A 14,659-nucleotide genomic window follows, 5' to 3' on the forward strand; every position below is an offset into this window, starting at 1 on the left:
TCCCGGAGCCCGTCTTGACCAGCATCCCCAAGTCCGAATACGCCCGTCGGCGCAAGGCGCTGATGGCGCAGATGGAACCCAACAGCATCGCCATCCTGCCGGCTGCGCCGGTGTATATCCGCAACCGCGATGTCGAGCACACCTACCGCCAGGACAGCGACTTCCAGTACCTCACCGGTTTCCCCGAGCCGGAAGCGGTGATGGCGCTGATTCCCGGTCGCGAGCACGGCGAGTACGTGCTGTTCTGCCGTGAGCGTGACCCCGAGCGCGAGCTGTGGGACGGCCTGCGCGCCGGCCAGGATGGCGCCATCGCCAGCTATGGGGCCGACGATGCGTTTCCCATCGGCGATATCGACGACATTCTTCCGGGGCTGATCGAGGGGCGCGAGCGCGTCTACTACGCCATCGGCTGCAATCAGGAGTTCGACCAGCGCCTGATGGAGTGGATCAACCACATCCGCGCCAAGGCCCGTCAGGGGGCTACGCCGCCGAACGAGTTCGTCGCCCTCGACCACCTGCTGCACGACATGCGCCTGTACAAGTCGGCTGCCGAGGTGAAGGTGATGAAAGAGGCTGCCGAGATCAGTGCGCGTGCGCACATCCGCGCGATGCAGGCCAGCCGCGCCGGCCTCCACGAGTACCACCTGGAGGCCGAGCTGGATTACGAGTTCCGCAAGGGCGGGGCGAAGATGCCGGCCTATGGCAGCATCGTCGCGGCGGGCAAGAATGCCTGCATCCTGCACTACCGCGAGAACGACGCGGCGCTCAGGGATGGCGACCTGGTGCTGATCGACGCCGGCTGCGAGATCGACTGCTACGCCAGCGACATCACCCGCACCTTCCCGGTCAGCGGCACCTTCTCGCCCGAGCAGAAGGCCATCTACGAGCTGGTGCTGGCGGCCAACGAGGAAGCCTTCAAGCACATCGCTCCGGGCAAGCACTGGAACGAGGCGCACGAAGCCACCGTTCGCGTGATCACTGCCGGCCTGGTCGAACTGGGCCTGCTCAGCGGCGATGTCGACGAGCTGATCGCCAGCGAAGCCTACAAACCCTTCTACATGCACCGGGCCGGCCACTGGCTGGGCATGGACGTGCATGATGTCGGCGACTACAAGGTCGGCGGGGAATGGCGCGTGCTCGAACCGGGCATGGCGATGACCGTCGAGCCGGGCATCTACATCGCCACCGACAACGAGGCGGTCGCCAGGAAATGGCGCGGCATCGGCGTGCGCATCGAGGACGACGTGGTGGTGACCCGCAAGGGCTGCGAGATTCTCACTGGCGGGGTGCCCAAGAGCGTCGCCGAGATCGAGGCACTGATGGCGGCCGCGCGCAGCGAGGCGGCCTGAGCCCATGTCACGTGTGCATGTGGCGATCATCGGCGGTGGCCTGGTCGGTGCCAGCCTGGCGCTGGCCCTGCAGGACAGTGCGCGGCAGCGTGGCTGGCGCATTGCGCTGATCGAGCCCTTCGCTCCGGGCAGCGACTACCAGCCCAGCTATGACGCACGCTCCACCGCGCTGTCCTACGGCAGCCGGCTGATCTACGAGCGCCTCGGCCTGTGGCAGGGCATCGCCCAGCGGGCCGAGCCGATTCAGCAGATCCACGTTTCCGACCGTGGCCGTTTCGGCGCCACGCGCCTGCAGGCGATCGAGGAGGGCGTGCCGGCGTTGGGCTATGTGGTGGAGAACGCCTGGATCGGCCATTGCCTGTGGCAGGCGCTGGATTCCGATGTCATCGAATGGCGCTGCCCGGCGGAAGTCAGCGCGATGCAGCGCCTGGACGATGGCTATCGTCTGACGCTGAGTGACGGCGCCAGCCTCGAGTGCGACCTGGCCATTCTCGCGGATGGCGGCCGCTCCGCCCTGCGTGAGCAGCTCGGCATCGGCGTCAACGTCAAACCCTATGGGCAGAGTGCGCTGATCGCCAACGTCAGCCCGCTGGAGGCGCATCGCGGGCAGGCCTTCGAACGCTTCACCGATGACGGCCCGATGGCCTTGTTGCCGCTGAGCGACAACCGCTGCGCGCTGGTCTGGACGCGTGCGAGCGCCGATGCCGAACGCCTGCTGGCGATCAGCGCGGCGAGCTTCCTCGGCGAGTTGCAGCAGGCCTTCGGCTATCGCCTGGGCGCCCTGCAACAGGTCGGCGCCCGGCATCTCTATCCATTGAGCCTGGTCGAGGCGCAGGAGCAGGTGCGGCCGCACCTGGTGGTGCTCGGCAATGCGGCGCACAGCCTGCACCCCATCGCGGGCCAGGGCTACAACCTGTCGCTGCGCGATACCCTGGCGCTGGCCGAGGTGCTGATCGGCAGCGAGGGGCCGCTGGGCGAGTTCGCCACGCTGCAGCGCTACCAGCAGCGGCAGCAGCTCGACCAGCAACTGACCGTCGGTTTCTCCGACCAGGTGACGCGCCTGTTCAGCAATGCCCAGCCGCTGCTCAGCGCCGGGCGCAACCTGGGGCTGCTCGGTCTCGACCTGCTGCCGCCGGCCAAGCGCTGGTTCGCGCGGCAGGCCATGGGTCTGGGAACCCGCAGTCTGTGAGTCGATTCGTAGGGTGTCGTGGGGTCGTCCAGGCCGTGCGCACCATGGATTCCGAGCGGTGCGCAGCACGCACCCCTGGGTTTAAGGAATGATATGCGCGCGGATTTGATCATCGTCGGCGCCGGCATGGTGGGCAGTACGCTGGCCCTGGCGCTGGAGCACAGTGGGCTGGACATCCTGATCGTCGATGGCAGCCCGCTCAGCGTGCCGCCCTTCGTCGCACAGGCGCCGTTCGAGCCACGGGTCAGTGCCCTGTCCATGGCCAGCCAGCGCATCCTGCAGCGCCTGGGCGCCTGGGACGGCATCGCCGCCCGACGGGCCTGCCCCTACGGCGAGATGCGCGTGTGGGATGGCTCCGGCACCGGCAGCATCCATTTCGCTGCGGCCAGCGTGCATGCCGAGACGCTGGGGCATATCGTCGAGAACCGCGTGGTGCAGGACGCCCTGCTCGAGCGCCTGCACGACAGCCAGATCGGCCTGTTGCCCGGCGCGCGCCTGGAACAGCTGCGTCGCAGTGGTGACGACTGGCTGCTGACCCTCACCGATGGCCGCCAGCTGCGTGCGCCGTTGCTCGTCGCGGCCGATGGCGCCAATTCCGCCGTACGCCGCCTGGCCGGCTGTGCCACGCGCGAATGGGATTACCTGCACCACGCCATCGTCACCAGCGTGCGTTGCGAGCGCCCGCATCAGGCCACGGCCTGGCAGCGCTTCACCGACGATGGTCCGCTGGCCTTCCTGCCGTTGGCCGGACCGGCTGGCGAGCACTGGTGCTCGATCGTCTGGTCCACCGTGCCAGCCGAGGCCGAGCGCCTGATGGCGCTGGACGACGAGGCTTTCTGCCGTGAGCTGGGCAAGGCGTTCGAGTCGCGTCTCGGCACGCTGCTGCATGCCGACCGCCGTCTGTGCATCCCGCTGCGTCAGCGTCACGCCAAGCGCTACGTGGAGCCGGGGCTGGCGCTGATCGGCGACGCCGCGCACACCATCCATCCGCTGGCGGGGCAGGGCGTCAACCTGGGCTTTCTCGATGCCGCCGTGCTCGCCGAGGTGCTGCAGCATGCCGCCGCACGTGGCGAGAACCTGAGCGAGGAGCGCGTGCTGAGCCGTTTCGAACGCCGCCGCATGCCGCACAACCTGGCGATGATGGCAGCGATGGAAGGCTTCCAGCGCCTGTTCCAGGCCGACCCCCTGCCGCTGCGTCTGCTGCGCAACATGGGCCTCGACCTGGTCGACGGCCAGGCCGAGGCCAAGGCGCTGTTCGTGCGCCAGGCGCTGGGGCTTTCCGGTGACCTGCCGGAGCTGGCCAGGGCCTGAGCCCGCCCCTTGCATGGATGAACGAGGAGCGTGCATGAAGCACCTGCTGCGTTGTGTGTGGATAGCGTTGCTCGCTGTCGTAGGCGGCTGCGGCACCCTGACGGGCCGCGAGGGCGAAAACGGCGCCCTGCCGGTGGAGACCTACAAGAGCGTCAACGGCGATCTCTACCTGCTGGGGATGCGCCCTGGCCCCAGTGGCAGCGGTAATCCCGAGACAGTGGTTTGCTGGTTCAGCGTCGTCTGTCCCGTGCTGGCGGTCGTCTCGCTGCCGCTCGATGCGCTGATCGATACCTTGCTCCTGCCTGCCGATCTGCGGGCCGCCCGCGAGCCTGAAAATGCTTTGTAACAACTGACCCTTGCGTAAGGGAAGGTTTCGTTGAGAAGGCAAATAACATTCACTACTATTCAGCCACTTTTGCTTACCCATAAGAGGCTGGTCCCATGAAGGCTCGCAACGCGCTTCTCGCCGCATTCACCCTCAGCACCCTGGCTACTGCCGTCCAGGCCGCCGATGAAGTCGTGGTCTATTCGTCGCGCATCGACGAACTGATCAAGCCGGTATTCGACGCCTACACCGCCAAGACGGGTGTGCAGGTGAAGTTCATCACCGACAAGGAAGCGCCGCTGATCGCCCGCCTCAAGGCCGAAGGGGCCAATACCCCGGCCGACATGCTGATCACCGTCGACGCCGGCAACCTCTGGCAGGCCGAGCAGGAAGGCGTGCTGCAGCCGACCAAGTCCACCGTGATCGACGCCAACATCCCGGCCCAGTATCGCTCCAGCACCGACAGCTGGACCGGCCTGTCGCTGCGCGCGCGGACCATCTTCTACTCCACCGAGCGGGTCAAGCCGGAGGAGCTGTCCACCTACGAAGCGCTGGCGGAGAAGAACTGGGAAGGCCGCCTGTGCCTGCGTACCAGCAAGAAGGTCTACAACCAGTCGCTGACCGCCACGCTGATCGAGGCCCACGGCGCCGAGAAGACCGAGGAGATCATCAAGGGCTGGGTCAACAACCTGGCCACGGACGTGTTCCCGGATGACACCGCGCTGCTGCAGGCCATCGACGCCGGCCAGTGCGACGTGGGCATCACCAACACCTACTACTACGGCCGCCTGCACAAGCAGCAGCCGGACCTCAAGGTCAAACCCTTCTGGCCGAACCAGGATGACCGTGGCGTGCACGTCAACCTGGCCGGTGCTGGCGTCACCCAGCATGCCCCGCATGCCGAGCAGGCCAGGAAGCTGCTGGAGTGGATGACCACCCCGGAAGCGCAGGGCATCTTCGCCGGCGTCAACCAGGAGTATCCGGCCAACCCGGCGGTCGAGCCGTCTGCCGAGGTGGCGTCCTGGGGCACGTTCAAGGCCGACAGCGTCGCCACCGAAGTGGCTGGCAAGCGCCAGGCCGAAGCGACCATGCTGATGGATCGCGCCGGCTGGCAGTAAGGGGGATTACACAGGGGGATGACGCCTCTTCATCCACCGTGGTGGAGCGCCAGAGCCTGAGCCACCCTGCGCCTTGATCGTCGAGGCAGACGTTCGACGATCTGACCGCTGCCGTTATACTGCGACGCCCCGCCTTGCCGGGGCGTCGTCCTTTCCGTCGCCGAGGAATCCGCGTGCCGCATCCTGTCCAGCGTCGCTGGTACCCCATCGTCCTTGCCGTAGCCGCTCTGGTGCTGATGCCCTTGTCGGTGCTGCTGTTGAGCTGGCACGAGGTGGACCCGCAGATCTGGGCACACCTGTGGCAGACGCAGATGGCGCGGCTGATCGGCAACACGCTGACCCTGGTGATCGGCGTGGGTGTGGGCGTGACGCTGCTGGGGGTCAGCCTCGCCTGGCTCACCAGCCTCTGCGAGTTCCCCGGGCGGCGCTGGCTGGACTGGGCGCTGATGCTGCCCTTCGCCATCCCTGCCTATGTCCTGGCGTTCGTCTTCGTCGGCCTGCTGGACTTCGCCGGCCCGGTGCAGACGCTGTTGCGCGAGTGGTTCGGCAGCGGCTTGCGCCTGCCGCGCGTGCGCTCCACCGGTGGCGTGATCATCGTCCTGGTGCTGGTGTTCTATCCCTACGTCTACCTGCTCGCCCGCGGGGCCTTCCTGGCCCAGGGCAAGGGCCTGATGGAAGCGGCGCGCGTGCTCGGGCAGAGCCCCTGGCAGGCTTTCTGGCGCGTGGCCCTGCCCATGGCGCGACCGGCCATCGGGGCCGGCCTGGCCCTGGCGATCATGGAGACCCTGGCCGACTTCGGCGCCGTGTCGGTGTTCAACTTCGACACCTTCACCACGGCGATCTACAAGACCTGGTACAGCTTCTACAGCCTGACCAGCGCGACCCAGCTGGCCAGCCTGCTGCTGCTCGCGGTCGCTCTGGTGCTCTATGGCGAGCGTCGTGCGCGCGGTGCGGCGCGCCCGGCCAACGAGCGGCCAAGGGGCAAGGCCCTGTACCAGCTGCATGGCTGGAAAGCCTTCGCGGCCAGCGCCTGGTGCGGCCTGGTGTTCGCCTGTGCCTTCGTCATTCCGCTGCTGCAGCTGCTGGCCTGGTTCTGGCAGCGCGGGCGTTTCGATCTGGACGAGCGCTATGCCGGGCTGATCCTGCACACCCTCTACCTGGGCGGCCTGGCAGCGCTGATCACGGTCAGCGTGGCCATGCTGCTGGCCTTCGCCCGGCGCCAGGCACCCAACCGCGCGGTGCGCGTCGGCGTCGCCCTGGGCAACCTGGGTTACGCCCTGCCGGGCTCGGTGCTGGCGGTGGCGATCATGCTGGCGTTCAGCTTCCTCGACCGCGAGATGGTGATCCCCTTGTCGACCGCCCTGGGTGGTGCCGGCAAGCCCTTGCTGCTGGGCAGTCTGGCGGCCCTGCTGGTGGCCTACCTGATCCGCTTCCTGGCGGTGGCGTTCGGCCCGCTGGAGACCAGCCTGGCGCGTATCCGCCCGTCGTTGCCGGAGGCGTCGCGCAGCCTCGGCGTCGGCGGCCTGGGCCTGTTCTTCAAGGTCTATCTGCCGCTGTTGCTGCCGGGCACCCTGTCTGCCGCGCTGCTGGTGTTCGTCGATGTGCTCAAGGAGATGCCGGCGACCCTGCTGATGCGTCCCTTCGGCTGGGACACGCTCGCCGTGCGGGTGTTCGAGATGACCAGCGAAGGGGAGTGGGCGCGTGCCGCGCTGCCGGCGCTGACCCTGGTGCTGGTCGGCCTGTTGCCGGTCATCCTGCTGATTCGCCGCTCGGCGCGCAGCTTCGGCTGAGCCTGCCGAGGGCTCTGCCGGGGCGTTATACGGCGGCGGGGCGCCTGCGCGACCTTTGGTCAGATGACCCCTGCGCACCTTGCGGCTACAATGCGCGCCATTCGCGAACCGGGTAACCCGGCAGACGTGTCGAAAAGCGCACGCGCGGCGGCCGGTGCAACGCAGCACTGGCAACGCAAGCAGCGTCTCGGCGTCTGGATCGCTTCGCCAAGCCCGGAAGGAGACACCCATGGGACAGCGTACCCCTCTCTATGACCTGCACCTGGCACTGGGTGCCAAGATGGTGGATTTCGGCGGCTGGGACATGCCGCTGCACTACGGGTCGCAGGTGGAGGAACATCATCAGGTGCGTCGCGACTGCGGCGTGTTCGACGTCTCGCACATGTGTGTCGTGGATGTCTCCGGTGCTCAGGCCCAGGCCTATCTGCAGCGCCTGCTGGCCAACGATGTCGCCCGCCTGCAGAGCACCGGCAAGGCGCTGTACAGCGCCATGCTCAACGAGCGCGGCGGGGTGATCGACGACCTGATCGTCTACCTCACCGCAGACGGCTACCGGCTGGTGGTCAACGCCGGAACCCGCGACAAGGATCTGGCCTGGATGCATGCCCAGGCAGCTGATTTCGCCGTCGAGCTGCGCGAGCGGCGCGACCTGGCCATGCTTGCGATCCAGGGCCCCAAGGCGCGTGCGCGCGTTGCCGATCTGGTGACCCAGGCGCGGGCCGCACTGATCCATGAGCTCAAGCCCTTCCAGGGCCTTCCTGAGGGCGACTGGTTCATCGCCCGCACCGGTTATACCGGCGAGGACGGGCTGGAGATCGTCCTGCCGGTGACTGAGGTGGTGTCCTTCCTCAACGAGCTGGTCGGTGCCGGTATCTCGCCCATCGGCCTCGGTGCCCGCGATACCCTGCGTCTCGAGGCGGGCATGAACCTCTACGGCCAGGACATGGACGAAGACGTCTCGCCACTGGCCGCGAACATGGCCTGGACCATTGCCTGGGAGCCTGCCGGGCGCGACTTCATTGGCCGCGCCGCGCTCGAGGCGCAGCAGGCCGCTGGCTGCCCGAGCAAGCTGGTCGGCCTGGTGCTGGAAGAGCGTGGCGTGCTGCGTGCCCACCAGGTGGTGCGCGTCGAAGGGCTGGGTGAGGGCGAGATCACCAGCGGCAGCTTCTCGCCTACGCTGAACAAGTCCATCGCCCTGGCGCGGGTGCCGGCGGCCACGGGGGATCGTGCCGAGGTGGAAATCCGTGGCAAGTGGTACCCGGTGCGAGTGGTCCGCCCCGGCTTCGTGCGCAACGGCAAAACCCTTATCTGAATCATCAGGTCGCGGCGTTGGCTGTCCCTCTCGCCACGGCCTGCTAAATTGTCCTGACGGCCCACTTGCCGTCACCGTCTACGAGGAATCGAACATGAGCAATATCCCCGCCGATCTGCGTTATGCCGCCAGCCACGAGTGGGCGCGCCTGGAGGCTGACGGCAGCGTGACCGTGGGCATTTCCGACCACGCCCAGGAAGCCCTCGGCGACGTGGTGTTCATCGAGCTGCCGGAAGTGGGCAAGCAACTGAACGCCGGCCAGGAAGCGGGTGTGGTGGAGTCGGTCAAGGCCGCCTCCGACATCTACGCTCCGGTTGGCGGCGAAGTGATCGCCATCAACGATGCCCTGGCCGACAGCACGGAAAGCGTCAACAGCGATCCGTACGGCAGCTGGTTCTTCAAGCTCAAGCCGAGCGATGCCAGCGAGCTGGACAAGCTGCTCGATGCGTCGGCCTATCAGGCTGCCGCCGACGCCGATGCCTGATTCGCGTCCCTAGACAGAAAACCCGCTTCGGCGGGTTTTTTGTTGCCTGCGGCAAGCGCTGACCGTTAGTCGTCCGGGCTTACACTTTTGCAAAATACAATATATAAAAATACATATTGTATTTTGCTTGAGTATAGGCCGTGAACGAACCCATCGATATCCAGCAGCTGCGGGCCAATGCCGATGCCGCCGGGCAGCTGCTCAAGGCGCTGGCCAACCCCGACCGCCTGCTGCTGCTGTGCCAGCTGTCGCAGGGCGAGCGCCATGTCAGCGAGCTGGAGGCGCTGCTCGGCATCCAGCAGCCGACCCTGTCGCAACAGCTCGCCGTGCTGCGTCGCGAGGGGCTGGTGGAGACCCGGCGCGACGGCAAGCAGATCTTCTACCGCATCAGCAGCCCGGCGGCGCTGGCGGTGATCGAAACGCTGTACCGCCTGTTCTGCGAGGGGCCGTCATGAGCATCGACTGGGTCAGTTTCACGCCATGGAGCGCCCTGGCCGGTGGCGCGTTGATCGGCCTGGCGGCGGCGATCTTCGCCCTGGCCAACGGTCGCGTCGCCGGCATCAGCGGTCTGCTCGGCAGCCTGCTGCAGCGCAATGCGGAAGGCCGTGGCGAGAAGGCCGCCTTTGTCGTCGGCCTGCTGCTGGCGCCCTTGCTCTGGGGGCTGTTCCGCGCACTGCCGGCGGTCCACTTCGAGGTGGGCAGCCTGGGCCTGATCGTTGCCGGGCTGCTGGTCGGCATCGGCACGCGCTATGGCTCGGGCTGCACCAGCGGCCACGGCGTCTGCGGCATCTCCCGGCTGTCACCGCGCTCGCTGGTGGCGACGCTGTGCTTCATGGCCAGCGGGTTCGCCACCGTGTTCGTTCTGCGTCATCTGCTGGGGGGCTGAGCATGCGCCGTGTGATTGCGTTCGTCTGTGGTCTGCTGTTCGGCATCGGGCTGCTGCTGGCCGGCATGGCCGATCCGGCCAAGGTGCTGGCCTTTCTCGATCTTGGCGGTCACTGGGATCCGTCGCTGGCGCTGGTGATGGCAGGCGCCATCGGTGTCGCCGCGCTGCCACTGAACCTGGCGCGGCGGCGCCCGCGGGCGTTGCTCGGCGGCGCGATGCAACTGCCGACCCGGCGCGACCTGGACGCCCGCCTGATCGGCGGCAGCCTGCTGTTCGGTATCGGCTGGGGCATCGCCGGCATCTGCCCGGGGCCGGCTCTGGCCATCCTGCTGAGCGGGCACTGGCAGGCGCCGTTGTTCGTCGTCGCGATGCTCGCCGGCATGCTGATCTTTTCCGCGCTGGAGGGCCGGCGCGGGCGCTGACCTGGAGAACCCCCGATGAAAGCCAATGTTGGAACGCTCGACCGTAGCCTGCGCATCGCCGTGGGCCTGATGCTCATCGCACTCAGCCTGAGCGGCATCGTCGGCCTGTGGGGCTGGATCGGTGTGGTGCCGCTGGCGACCGGCGTCCTGCGGTTCTGCCCGGTCTATCCGCTGCTGGGTATCAACACCTGCAAGATCGAATGAAGTGCATGGCACGGGCGCTGCCACGCTTCCTTGCGCGTGCGGGAAAGCGAAAACGCCCGACATGTGTCGGGCGTTGACAGGTAGGGCACGAGAGAAAGCGGTCGGCACAGGGGCGGGTTGCACCCACCCCGCACGACTCAGCGGCCTTGCGGCGCCGGCTGCTGCTGCGTGATGCAGTGAATGTTGCCGCCACCGAGCAGGATTTCGCGGCCTGGCACCATGACCACGCGATGCTCGGGGAATACACGCTGGAGGATGGCGCGGGCTTCCTCGTCCTTGGCATCAGCGAAGCTCGGCGCGACGATGCCGCCGTTGACGATGAGGAAGTTGACGTAGGAGCCGGCCAGGCGGATCGATGGATCGCGCTCCTGGCTGCCGTCGGCCATGTCGACGCCTGCGCACTCTTCGGCAGTGGCGTGAATCGGGCCGGGAATGGGCATCTTGTGCACGGTCAGCTGGCGGCCCTTGGCATCGCGGGCGCTTTCCAGAACGCGCATGGCGGCCTGGCAGCGCGGGTAGTTGGGGTCGTTGGCGTCGTCGGTCCAGGCCAGCAGCACCTCGCCCGGGCGCACGTAGCAGCAGAAATTGTCGACGTGGCCATCGGTCTCGTCGTTGTACAGCCCGTCCGGCAACCAGATCACCGTATCGATGGCCAGGTGCTCGTGCAGCACGCGCTCGATCTCCTCGCGTGACAGGTGAGGGTTGCGATTCCTGTTCAGCAGGCATTCTTCAGTGGTGATCAGGGTGCCTTCGCCATCGACATGGATGGAGCCGCCTTCCAGCACGAAGCCCTCGGTGCGGTAGCGCTTGCTGCCCTCGATCTCGAGGATCTTGCGCGCCACCTGGTCGTCACGCTGCCATGGCCAGTACAGGCCGCCATCGAAGCCACCCCAGGCGTTGAAGCTCCAGTCCACGCCGCGTACTTCGCCGCTGGCGTTGGTCACGAAGGTCGGCCCGGTGTCGCGCACCCAGGCGTCGTCGGTGGTGATCTCCACCAGGCGGATACGCTCGTCGTCCAGGCGCGCACGGGCATTTTCGTACTGCGCCGCGCTGACGCAGACGGTCACCGGCTCGAACTGGGCGATGGCCTTGGCCACGGCGCTGAAGGCGGCCTGCGCCGGCTTGCCGCCGTTGCGCCAGTTGTCCGGGCGCTCGGGCCAGACCATCCAGGTCTGGCTGTGGGGTTCCCATTCCGCCGGCATGCGGAAGCCATCGGCGCGAGGAGTGCTGCTCAGGGTCGTCATATTTCACCTGTAGCCCGGAGGCGATCCGGGGTGTCTGTCGTCGCGCCCCGGGTTGCGAACGGGGCACGACATCGTTGGGCTTATTCGCAGAGGCTTGCGCCGTCGAGCGTGGAAAGTGGCCAGTATAGGTTCGGCCGGCGGTCGCGGAACACACCCCAGGCCGTGCGTATCTTCTCCAGTTCGTCCAGATCGAAGCTGTGCACCAGGACGCCTTCTTCGCTGCGGTCCAGTTCCTCGACCTTCTCGCCGTACGGGTTGGCGATGAACGAGCTGCCGTAGAAGGTGATGTCGTAGCCGTCCTGCTCCTCGCGGCCGATGCGGTTGCTGGCGACCAGAGGCATCAGGTTGGCGCCGGCATGGCCCTGCTGAACGCGCTGCCAGTGGTCGCGCGAGCTGATGTTCGGGTCATGCGGCTCGCTGCCGATGGCGGTGGGGTAGAAGAGAATCTCCGCGCCCATCAGCGCCATGCTGCGTGCGCATTCGGGGAACCACTGGTCCCAGCAGATGCCGACCCCGATCCGGGCGTAGGCGGTGTCCCAGACCTTGAAGCCGCTGTCGCCTGGGTTGAAGTAGTACTTCTCGTGATAGCCGGGGCCGTCCGGGATATGGCTTTTCCGATAAATCCCGAGGTTGCTGCCATCGGCATCGATGATCGCGATGCTGTTGAAGCGGGCCCGCCCGGCGCGCTCGAAGAAGCTGATCGGCAGGACCACCTTCAGCTCGGCGGCGACCTTGCGAAAGTGTGCGATGGCCGGGTTCTCCTCGACCGTGGTGGCCAGCTGGGTGTAGTCGGCGTTGGGCTTCTGGCAGAAGTAGGGGGTCTCGAAAAGCTCCTGGATCAGGATGATCTGCGCACCCTGGGCCGCTGCCTGGCGCACCAGCTTCTCGGCGTTGGCGATGTTCGCGCGGGTATCCCAGGAGCAGGCCATCTGGGTCGCGGCGACGGTGACGATACGGGACATGAAGCACCTCTTGTGAGCCGGCGCGGCCGGTCAGTCTTCTGCGGAGTGCCATGGCTGGAGGAGATCGACCACGGCGTGATGGTCGATTTATATCCGATAAATATCGGTATTAGAAGAGAGATGAGCGCCCTCTGGTCGATATTTTTCGATTCATATCGATTTTTATTGGGCGTGCAGAAACAAGCCGCCGCCTGGGCAGGCAGCAGCGGCAAGGCTTCGGGTCAGGCGAGCGGGGTCGTGCGTTTCGGCAGGGCGGCCGGCAGATAGAGGCCCAGGTAGGCATCGAACACGCGCATGCCTTCCTCGGCCAGGCGCGGCGTGATTTCGCCGTGCAGCTGTACCGAGCGGGCGTAGACACGGTCGCCAAGCTCCATGGCCAGGGCGAATACATCGATATCCGTCGGCAATTGCGGCAGGGGGAAGTGGCGCTCGAACAGGGCCTGCATCAGGCGCCCCAGCTCGATGTCGTGCTGGTGATCCGCCTGGGTCACCTCCGCCAGGCCGTGCTGGGCCAGGATCAGCTGGCGGGCCGCCGCATCGCGGGCATAGATGGCCAGCATGCGTCGCTCGATGACGTGCGACAGGTCATGCCAGCTGCGCAGGCTGGCGTGCTCGACCGGCTCCTGCAGGCAGGCGCGGAAGGCGGCGTGCACGTCGGCGGTGAGGCCCTCGAGCAGCGCCGGCACGCTGGCGAAGAAGTGGTAGACCGAGGACGGCGGGATCCCGGCGTGCTCGGCCACCGTGTAGATCGACAGGTTGGCCATGCCGTGTGCGGCCAGCAGCTCGCGGGCCGAGGCGAGGATGCCGGCGATGCGGGCTTGGCTGCTGGCGCGTGGCTTGCGGGTGCTGGCGGGGCGCGACATGACGGGCTCCTCGGTGGGCGAGGTGCTATTGGACGTCAGCCGGCGCCAGCGAGGCAAGCGTCTTCAGGTACCGTCGCGGAAGCGCTGCCAGATCTGGTCGCGCACCTGGGCATGCTTGTCCGAGAGGACCTCCAGCGGATACAGGCGCCGCTTGGTGTCCTGGTCCGGGTAGAGGCCGGGCTGGGCGAGCAGGGCGGCATCGATGAACTGCGCCGAGTCGGCGTTGCCGTTGGGGTAGAGCGTTTCGGCGGTGACCTGGGCGATGACCTGCGGCTGCATCAGGTAGTCGATGAAGCGATGGGCCAGCTCCGGACGGCTGGCGCTGCTGGGGATGACCAGGTTGTCGACGAACAGCACCGAGCCCTCCTGCGGTACCAGGAAGCGAACCGGCTGGCCGGCCTGCGCCGCAGCGAGCGCATCGCCGACCCAGGCCACGGCCAGGCACAGCCTGCCGTTGCTGAGGTCGTCGATGTAGCGCTCGCTGTCGACGTAGCGCAGGTTCGGGCGCAGTGACTGGAGCAGGTCGCCGGCGCGCTCGATGCGGCTCGGTGCGCTGCGTGCCAGGCTGCGGCCCTGGTAGTTGAGCAGCAGCGACAGGGTTTCATCCGCCGCGTCCAGCACGCTGATGCCACAGCTGGCCAGGCGCGCGCTCTTCTCGGGGTCGAACAGCAGGCTCCAGCTCTCCGGCAGCGGCCCGCCGTAGGCGGCCTCGGCCTGCGGCGTGTTGATCGCCAGGCCCACGGCGCCCCACAGGTAGGGCACGGCGTGCTGGTTCTGCGGGTCGACCGCGGCCAGCTTGCTGAGCAGCTGCTTGTCCAGGTGCGAGCGGTTGGGCAGCAGGTTGAAGTCCAGCGGGCGAATGCGGCCGTTGGCGATCAGCGTCGGCAGTTCGTTGTGCGAGGGCACGGCGATGTCGATGGCCTGGCCGCTTTCCAGCGCGGCGTTCAGTTCCTCGGCGCTGGCGAAGGTGTGGTACTCCACCTCGATACCGGTGTCGCGGGTGAAGTTTTCCAGCACCTGCGGCGCGATGTAATCGTTCCAGTTGTAGACACGGATGCTGTCGGCGGCCTGGCTCAGGCCGGAGATCAGGCCTAGCAGGACGGCGGCAAAAGCGCGTTGCATGAGAAGCTCCCTGATGGATGAAGGCAACAGTATCCGGCGGCCGTGGCCGTCGGAGGTTGATTCATGTCAGCGGAGTCG

At 67.1% G+C, this 14,659-nt stretch carries 16 protein-coding genes; 12 read left to right on the forward strand and 4 right to left on the reverse strand.

Annotated elements, in window-relative coordinates; genetic code table 11:
- Positions 1–14: 14 nt before the first annotated feature.
- The 12 genes from pepP to FIV02_RS01770 all read left to right on the forward strand — a co-directional run bounded on the left by pepP (position 15) and on the right by FIV02_RS01770 (position 10,390).
- A complete protein-coding gene (gene pepP / locus FIV02_RS01715; RefSeq protein ID WP_037056719.1) occupies positions 15–1,349 on the forward strand; it encodes a Xaa-Pro aminopeptidase in 1,335 nt (444 codons plus the stop codon).
- Between the two features lie 4 nt (positions 1,350–1,353).
- Positions 1,354–2,538, forward strand: a complete 1,185-nt coding sequence (gene ubiH, locus FIV02_RS01720) for a 2-octaprenyl-6-methoxyphenyl hydroxylase (RefSeq protein ID WP_152487615.1) — start codon at positions 1,354–1,356, stop codon at positions 2,536–2,538.
- A 93-nt stretch (positions 2,539–2,631) separates the two neighbouring features.
- A complete protein-coding gene (locus tag FIV02_RS01725; protein WP_037056723.1) occupies positions 2,632–3,849 on the forward strand; it encodes a 2-octaprenyl-3-methyl-6-methoxy-1,4-benzoquinol hydroxylase in 1,218 nt (405 codons plus the stop codon).
- Positions 3,850–3,883: 34 nt separating this feature from the next.
- A complete protein-coding gene (locus FIV02_RS01730; protein WP_152487616.1) occupies positions 3,884–4,195 on the forward strand; it encodes a YceK/YidQ family lipoprotein in 312 nt (103 codons plus the stop codon).
- Positions 4,196–4,290: 95 nt separating this feature from the next.
- Positions 4,291–5,292 carry an extracellular solute-binding protein gene (locus FIV02_RS01735; RefSeq protein WP_152487617.1) on the forward strand — a complete coding sequence of 334 codons (1,002 nt, stop codon included), beginning with the start codon at positions 4,291–4,293 and terminating at the stop codon, positions 5,290–5,292.
- Positions 5,293–5,465: 173 nt separating this feature from the next.
- Positions 5,466–7,082, forward strand: coding sequence for an iron ABC transporter permease (locus FIV02_RS01740; protein ID WP_152487618.1), 1,617 nt, complete (start codon positions 5,466–5,468; stop codon positions 7,080–7,082).
- 229 nt (positions 7,083–7,311) lie between these two features.
- Entirely contained in the window at positions 7,312–8,394 is a 1,083-nt protein-coding gene (gene gcvT / locus FIV02_RS01745; RefSeq protein ID WP_047588888.1) for a glycine cleavage system aminomethyltransferase GcvT, read from the forward strand.
- 94 nt (positions 8,395–8,488) lie between these two features.
- A complete protein-coding gene (gene gcvH / locus FIV02_RS01750; RefSeq protein ID WP_152487619.1) occupies positions 8,489–8,878 on the forward strand; it encodes a glycine cleavage system protein GcvH in 390 nt (129 codons plus the stop codon).
- A gap of 140 nt (positions 8,879–9,018) precedes the next feature.
- The gene (locus tag FIV02_RS01755) at positions 9,019–9,333 is read left to right on the forward strand and encodes a metalloregulator ArsR/SmtB family transcription factor (protein WP_037056733.1); all 315 of its coding nucleotides are present in this window, start codon (positions 9,019–9,021) and stop codon (positions 9,331–9,333) included.
- Entirely contained in the window at positions 9,330–9,764 is a 435-nt protein-coding gene (locus FIV02_RS01760) for a YeeE/YedE family protein (RefSeq protein ID WP_152487620.1), read from the forward strand. Before FIV02_RS01755 ends, FIV02_RS01760 begins: the two co-directional genes overlap by 4 nt.
- A 2-nt stretch (positions 9,765–9,766) precedes the next feature.
- A complete protein-coding gene (locus tag FIV02_RS01765; RefSeq protein ID WP_152487621.1) occupies positions 9,767–10,186 on the forward strand; it encodes a DUF6691 family protein in 420 nt (139 codons plus the stop codon).
- A gap of 15 nt (positions 10,187–10,201) precedes the next feature.
- Positions 10,202–10,390, forward strand: a complete 189-nt coding sequence (locus FIV02_RS01770; RefSeq protein WP_152487622.1) for a DUF2892 domain-containing protein — start codon at positions 10,202–10,204, stop codon at positions 10,388–10,390.
- Positions 10,391–10,527: 137 nt separating this feature from the next.
- Here FIV02_RS01770 and aguA read toward each other — a convergent pair whose 3' ends face one another.
- The 4 genes from aguA to FIV02_RS01790 form a co-directional block, all read right to left on the reverse strand.
- A complete protein-coding gene (gene aguA, locus FIV02_RS01775; RefSeq protein WP_150607604.1) occupies positions 10,528–11,634 on the reverse strand; it encodes an agmatine deiminase in 1,107 nt (368 codons plus the stop codon).
- 80 nt (positions 11,635–11,714) lie between these two features.
- Entirely contained in the window at positions 11,715–12,596 is an 882-nt protein-coding gene (aguB, locus tag FIV02_RS01780) for an N-carbamoylputrescine amidase (RefSeq protein ID WP_037056744.1), read from the reverse strand.
- Between the two features lie 221 nt (positions 12,597–12,817).
- A complete protein-coding gene (locus FIV02_RS01785; RefSeq protein WP_037056747.1) occupies positions 12,818–13,459 on the reverse strand; it encodes a TetR/AcrR family transcriptional regulator in 642 nt (213 codons plus the stop codon).
- Between the two features lie 63 nt (positions 13,460–13,522).
- Entirely contained in the window at positions 13,523–14,581 is a 1,059-nt protein-coding gene (locus FIV02_RS01790; protein WP_047591614.1) for a polyamine ABC transporter substrate-binding protein, read from the reverse strand.
- Positions 14,582–14,659: the final 78 nt, after the last annotated feature.

Origin of the sequence: Pseudomonas sp. THAF187a (genome assembly GCF_009363395.1) — a bacterium.
Classification (GTDB): domain Bacteria; phylum Pseudomonadota; class Gammaproteobacteria; order Pseudomonadales; family Pseudomonadaceae; genus Aquipseudomonas; species Aquipseudomonas khazarica.

What these genes read in the sequence shown, in the direction of transcription:
- ubiH (WP_152487615.1), top strand. Translation starts at nt 1,354, where the DNA reads ATGTCACGTGTGCATGTGGCGATCATCGGCGGTGGCCTGGTCGGTGCC.
- FIV02_RS01725 (WP_037056723.1), top strand. Translation starts at nt 2,632, where the DNA reads ATGCGCGCGGATTTGATCATCGTCGGCGCCGGCATGGTGGGCAGTACG.
- FIV02_RS01730 (WP_152487616.1), top strand. Translation starts at nt 3,884, where the DNA reads ATGAAGCACCTGCTGCGTTGTGTGTGGATAGCGTTGCTCGCTGTCGTA.
- FIV02_RS01735 (WP_152487617.1), top strand. Translation starts at nt 4,291, where the DNA reads ATGAAGGCTCGCAACGCGCTTCTCGCCGCATTCACCCTCAGCACCCTG.
- gcvT (WP_047588888.1), top strand. Translation starts at nt 7,312, where the DNA reads ATGGGACAGCGTACCCCTCTCTATGACCTGCACCTGGCACTGGGTGCC.
- gcvH (WP_152487619.1), top strand. Translation starts at nt 8,489, where the DNA reads ATGAGCAATATCCCCGCCGATCTGCGTTATGCCGCCAGCCACGAGTGG.
- FIV02_RS01760 (WP_152487620.1), top strand. Translation starts at nt 9,330, where the DNA reads ATGAGCATCGACTGGGTCAGTTTCACGCCATGGAGCGCCCTGGCCGGT.
- FIV02_RS01765 (WP_152487621.1), top strand. Translation starts at nt 9,767, where the DNA reads ATGCGCCGTGTGATTGCGTTCGTCTGTGGTCTGCTGTTCGGCATCGGG.
- FIV02_RS01770 (WP_152487622.1), top strand. Translation starts at nt 10,202, where the DNA reads ATGAAAGCCAATGTTGGAACGCTCGACCGTAGCCTGCGCATCGCCGTG.
- aguA (WP_150607604.1), bottom strand. Translation starts at nt 11,634, where the DNA reads ATGACGACCCTGAGCAGCACTCCTCGCGCCGATGGCTTCCGCATGCCG.
- aguB (WP_037056744.1), bottom strand. Translation starts at nt 12,596, where the DNA reads ATGTCCCGTATCGTCACCGTCGCCGCGACCCAGATGGCCTGCTCCTGG.
- FIV02_RS01785 (WP_037056747.1), bottom strand. Translation starts at nt 13,459, where the DNA reads ATGTCGCGCCCCGCCAGCACCCGCAAGCCACGCGCCAGCAGCCAAGCC.
- FIV02_RS01790 (WP_047591614.1), bottom strand. Translation starts at nt 14,581, where the DNA reads ATGCAACGCGCTTTTGCCGCCGTCCTGCTAGGCCTGATCTCCGGCCTG.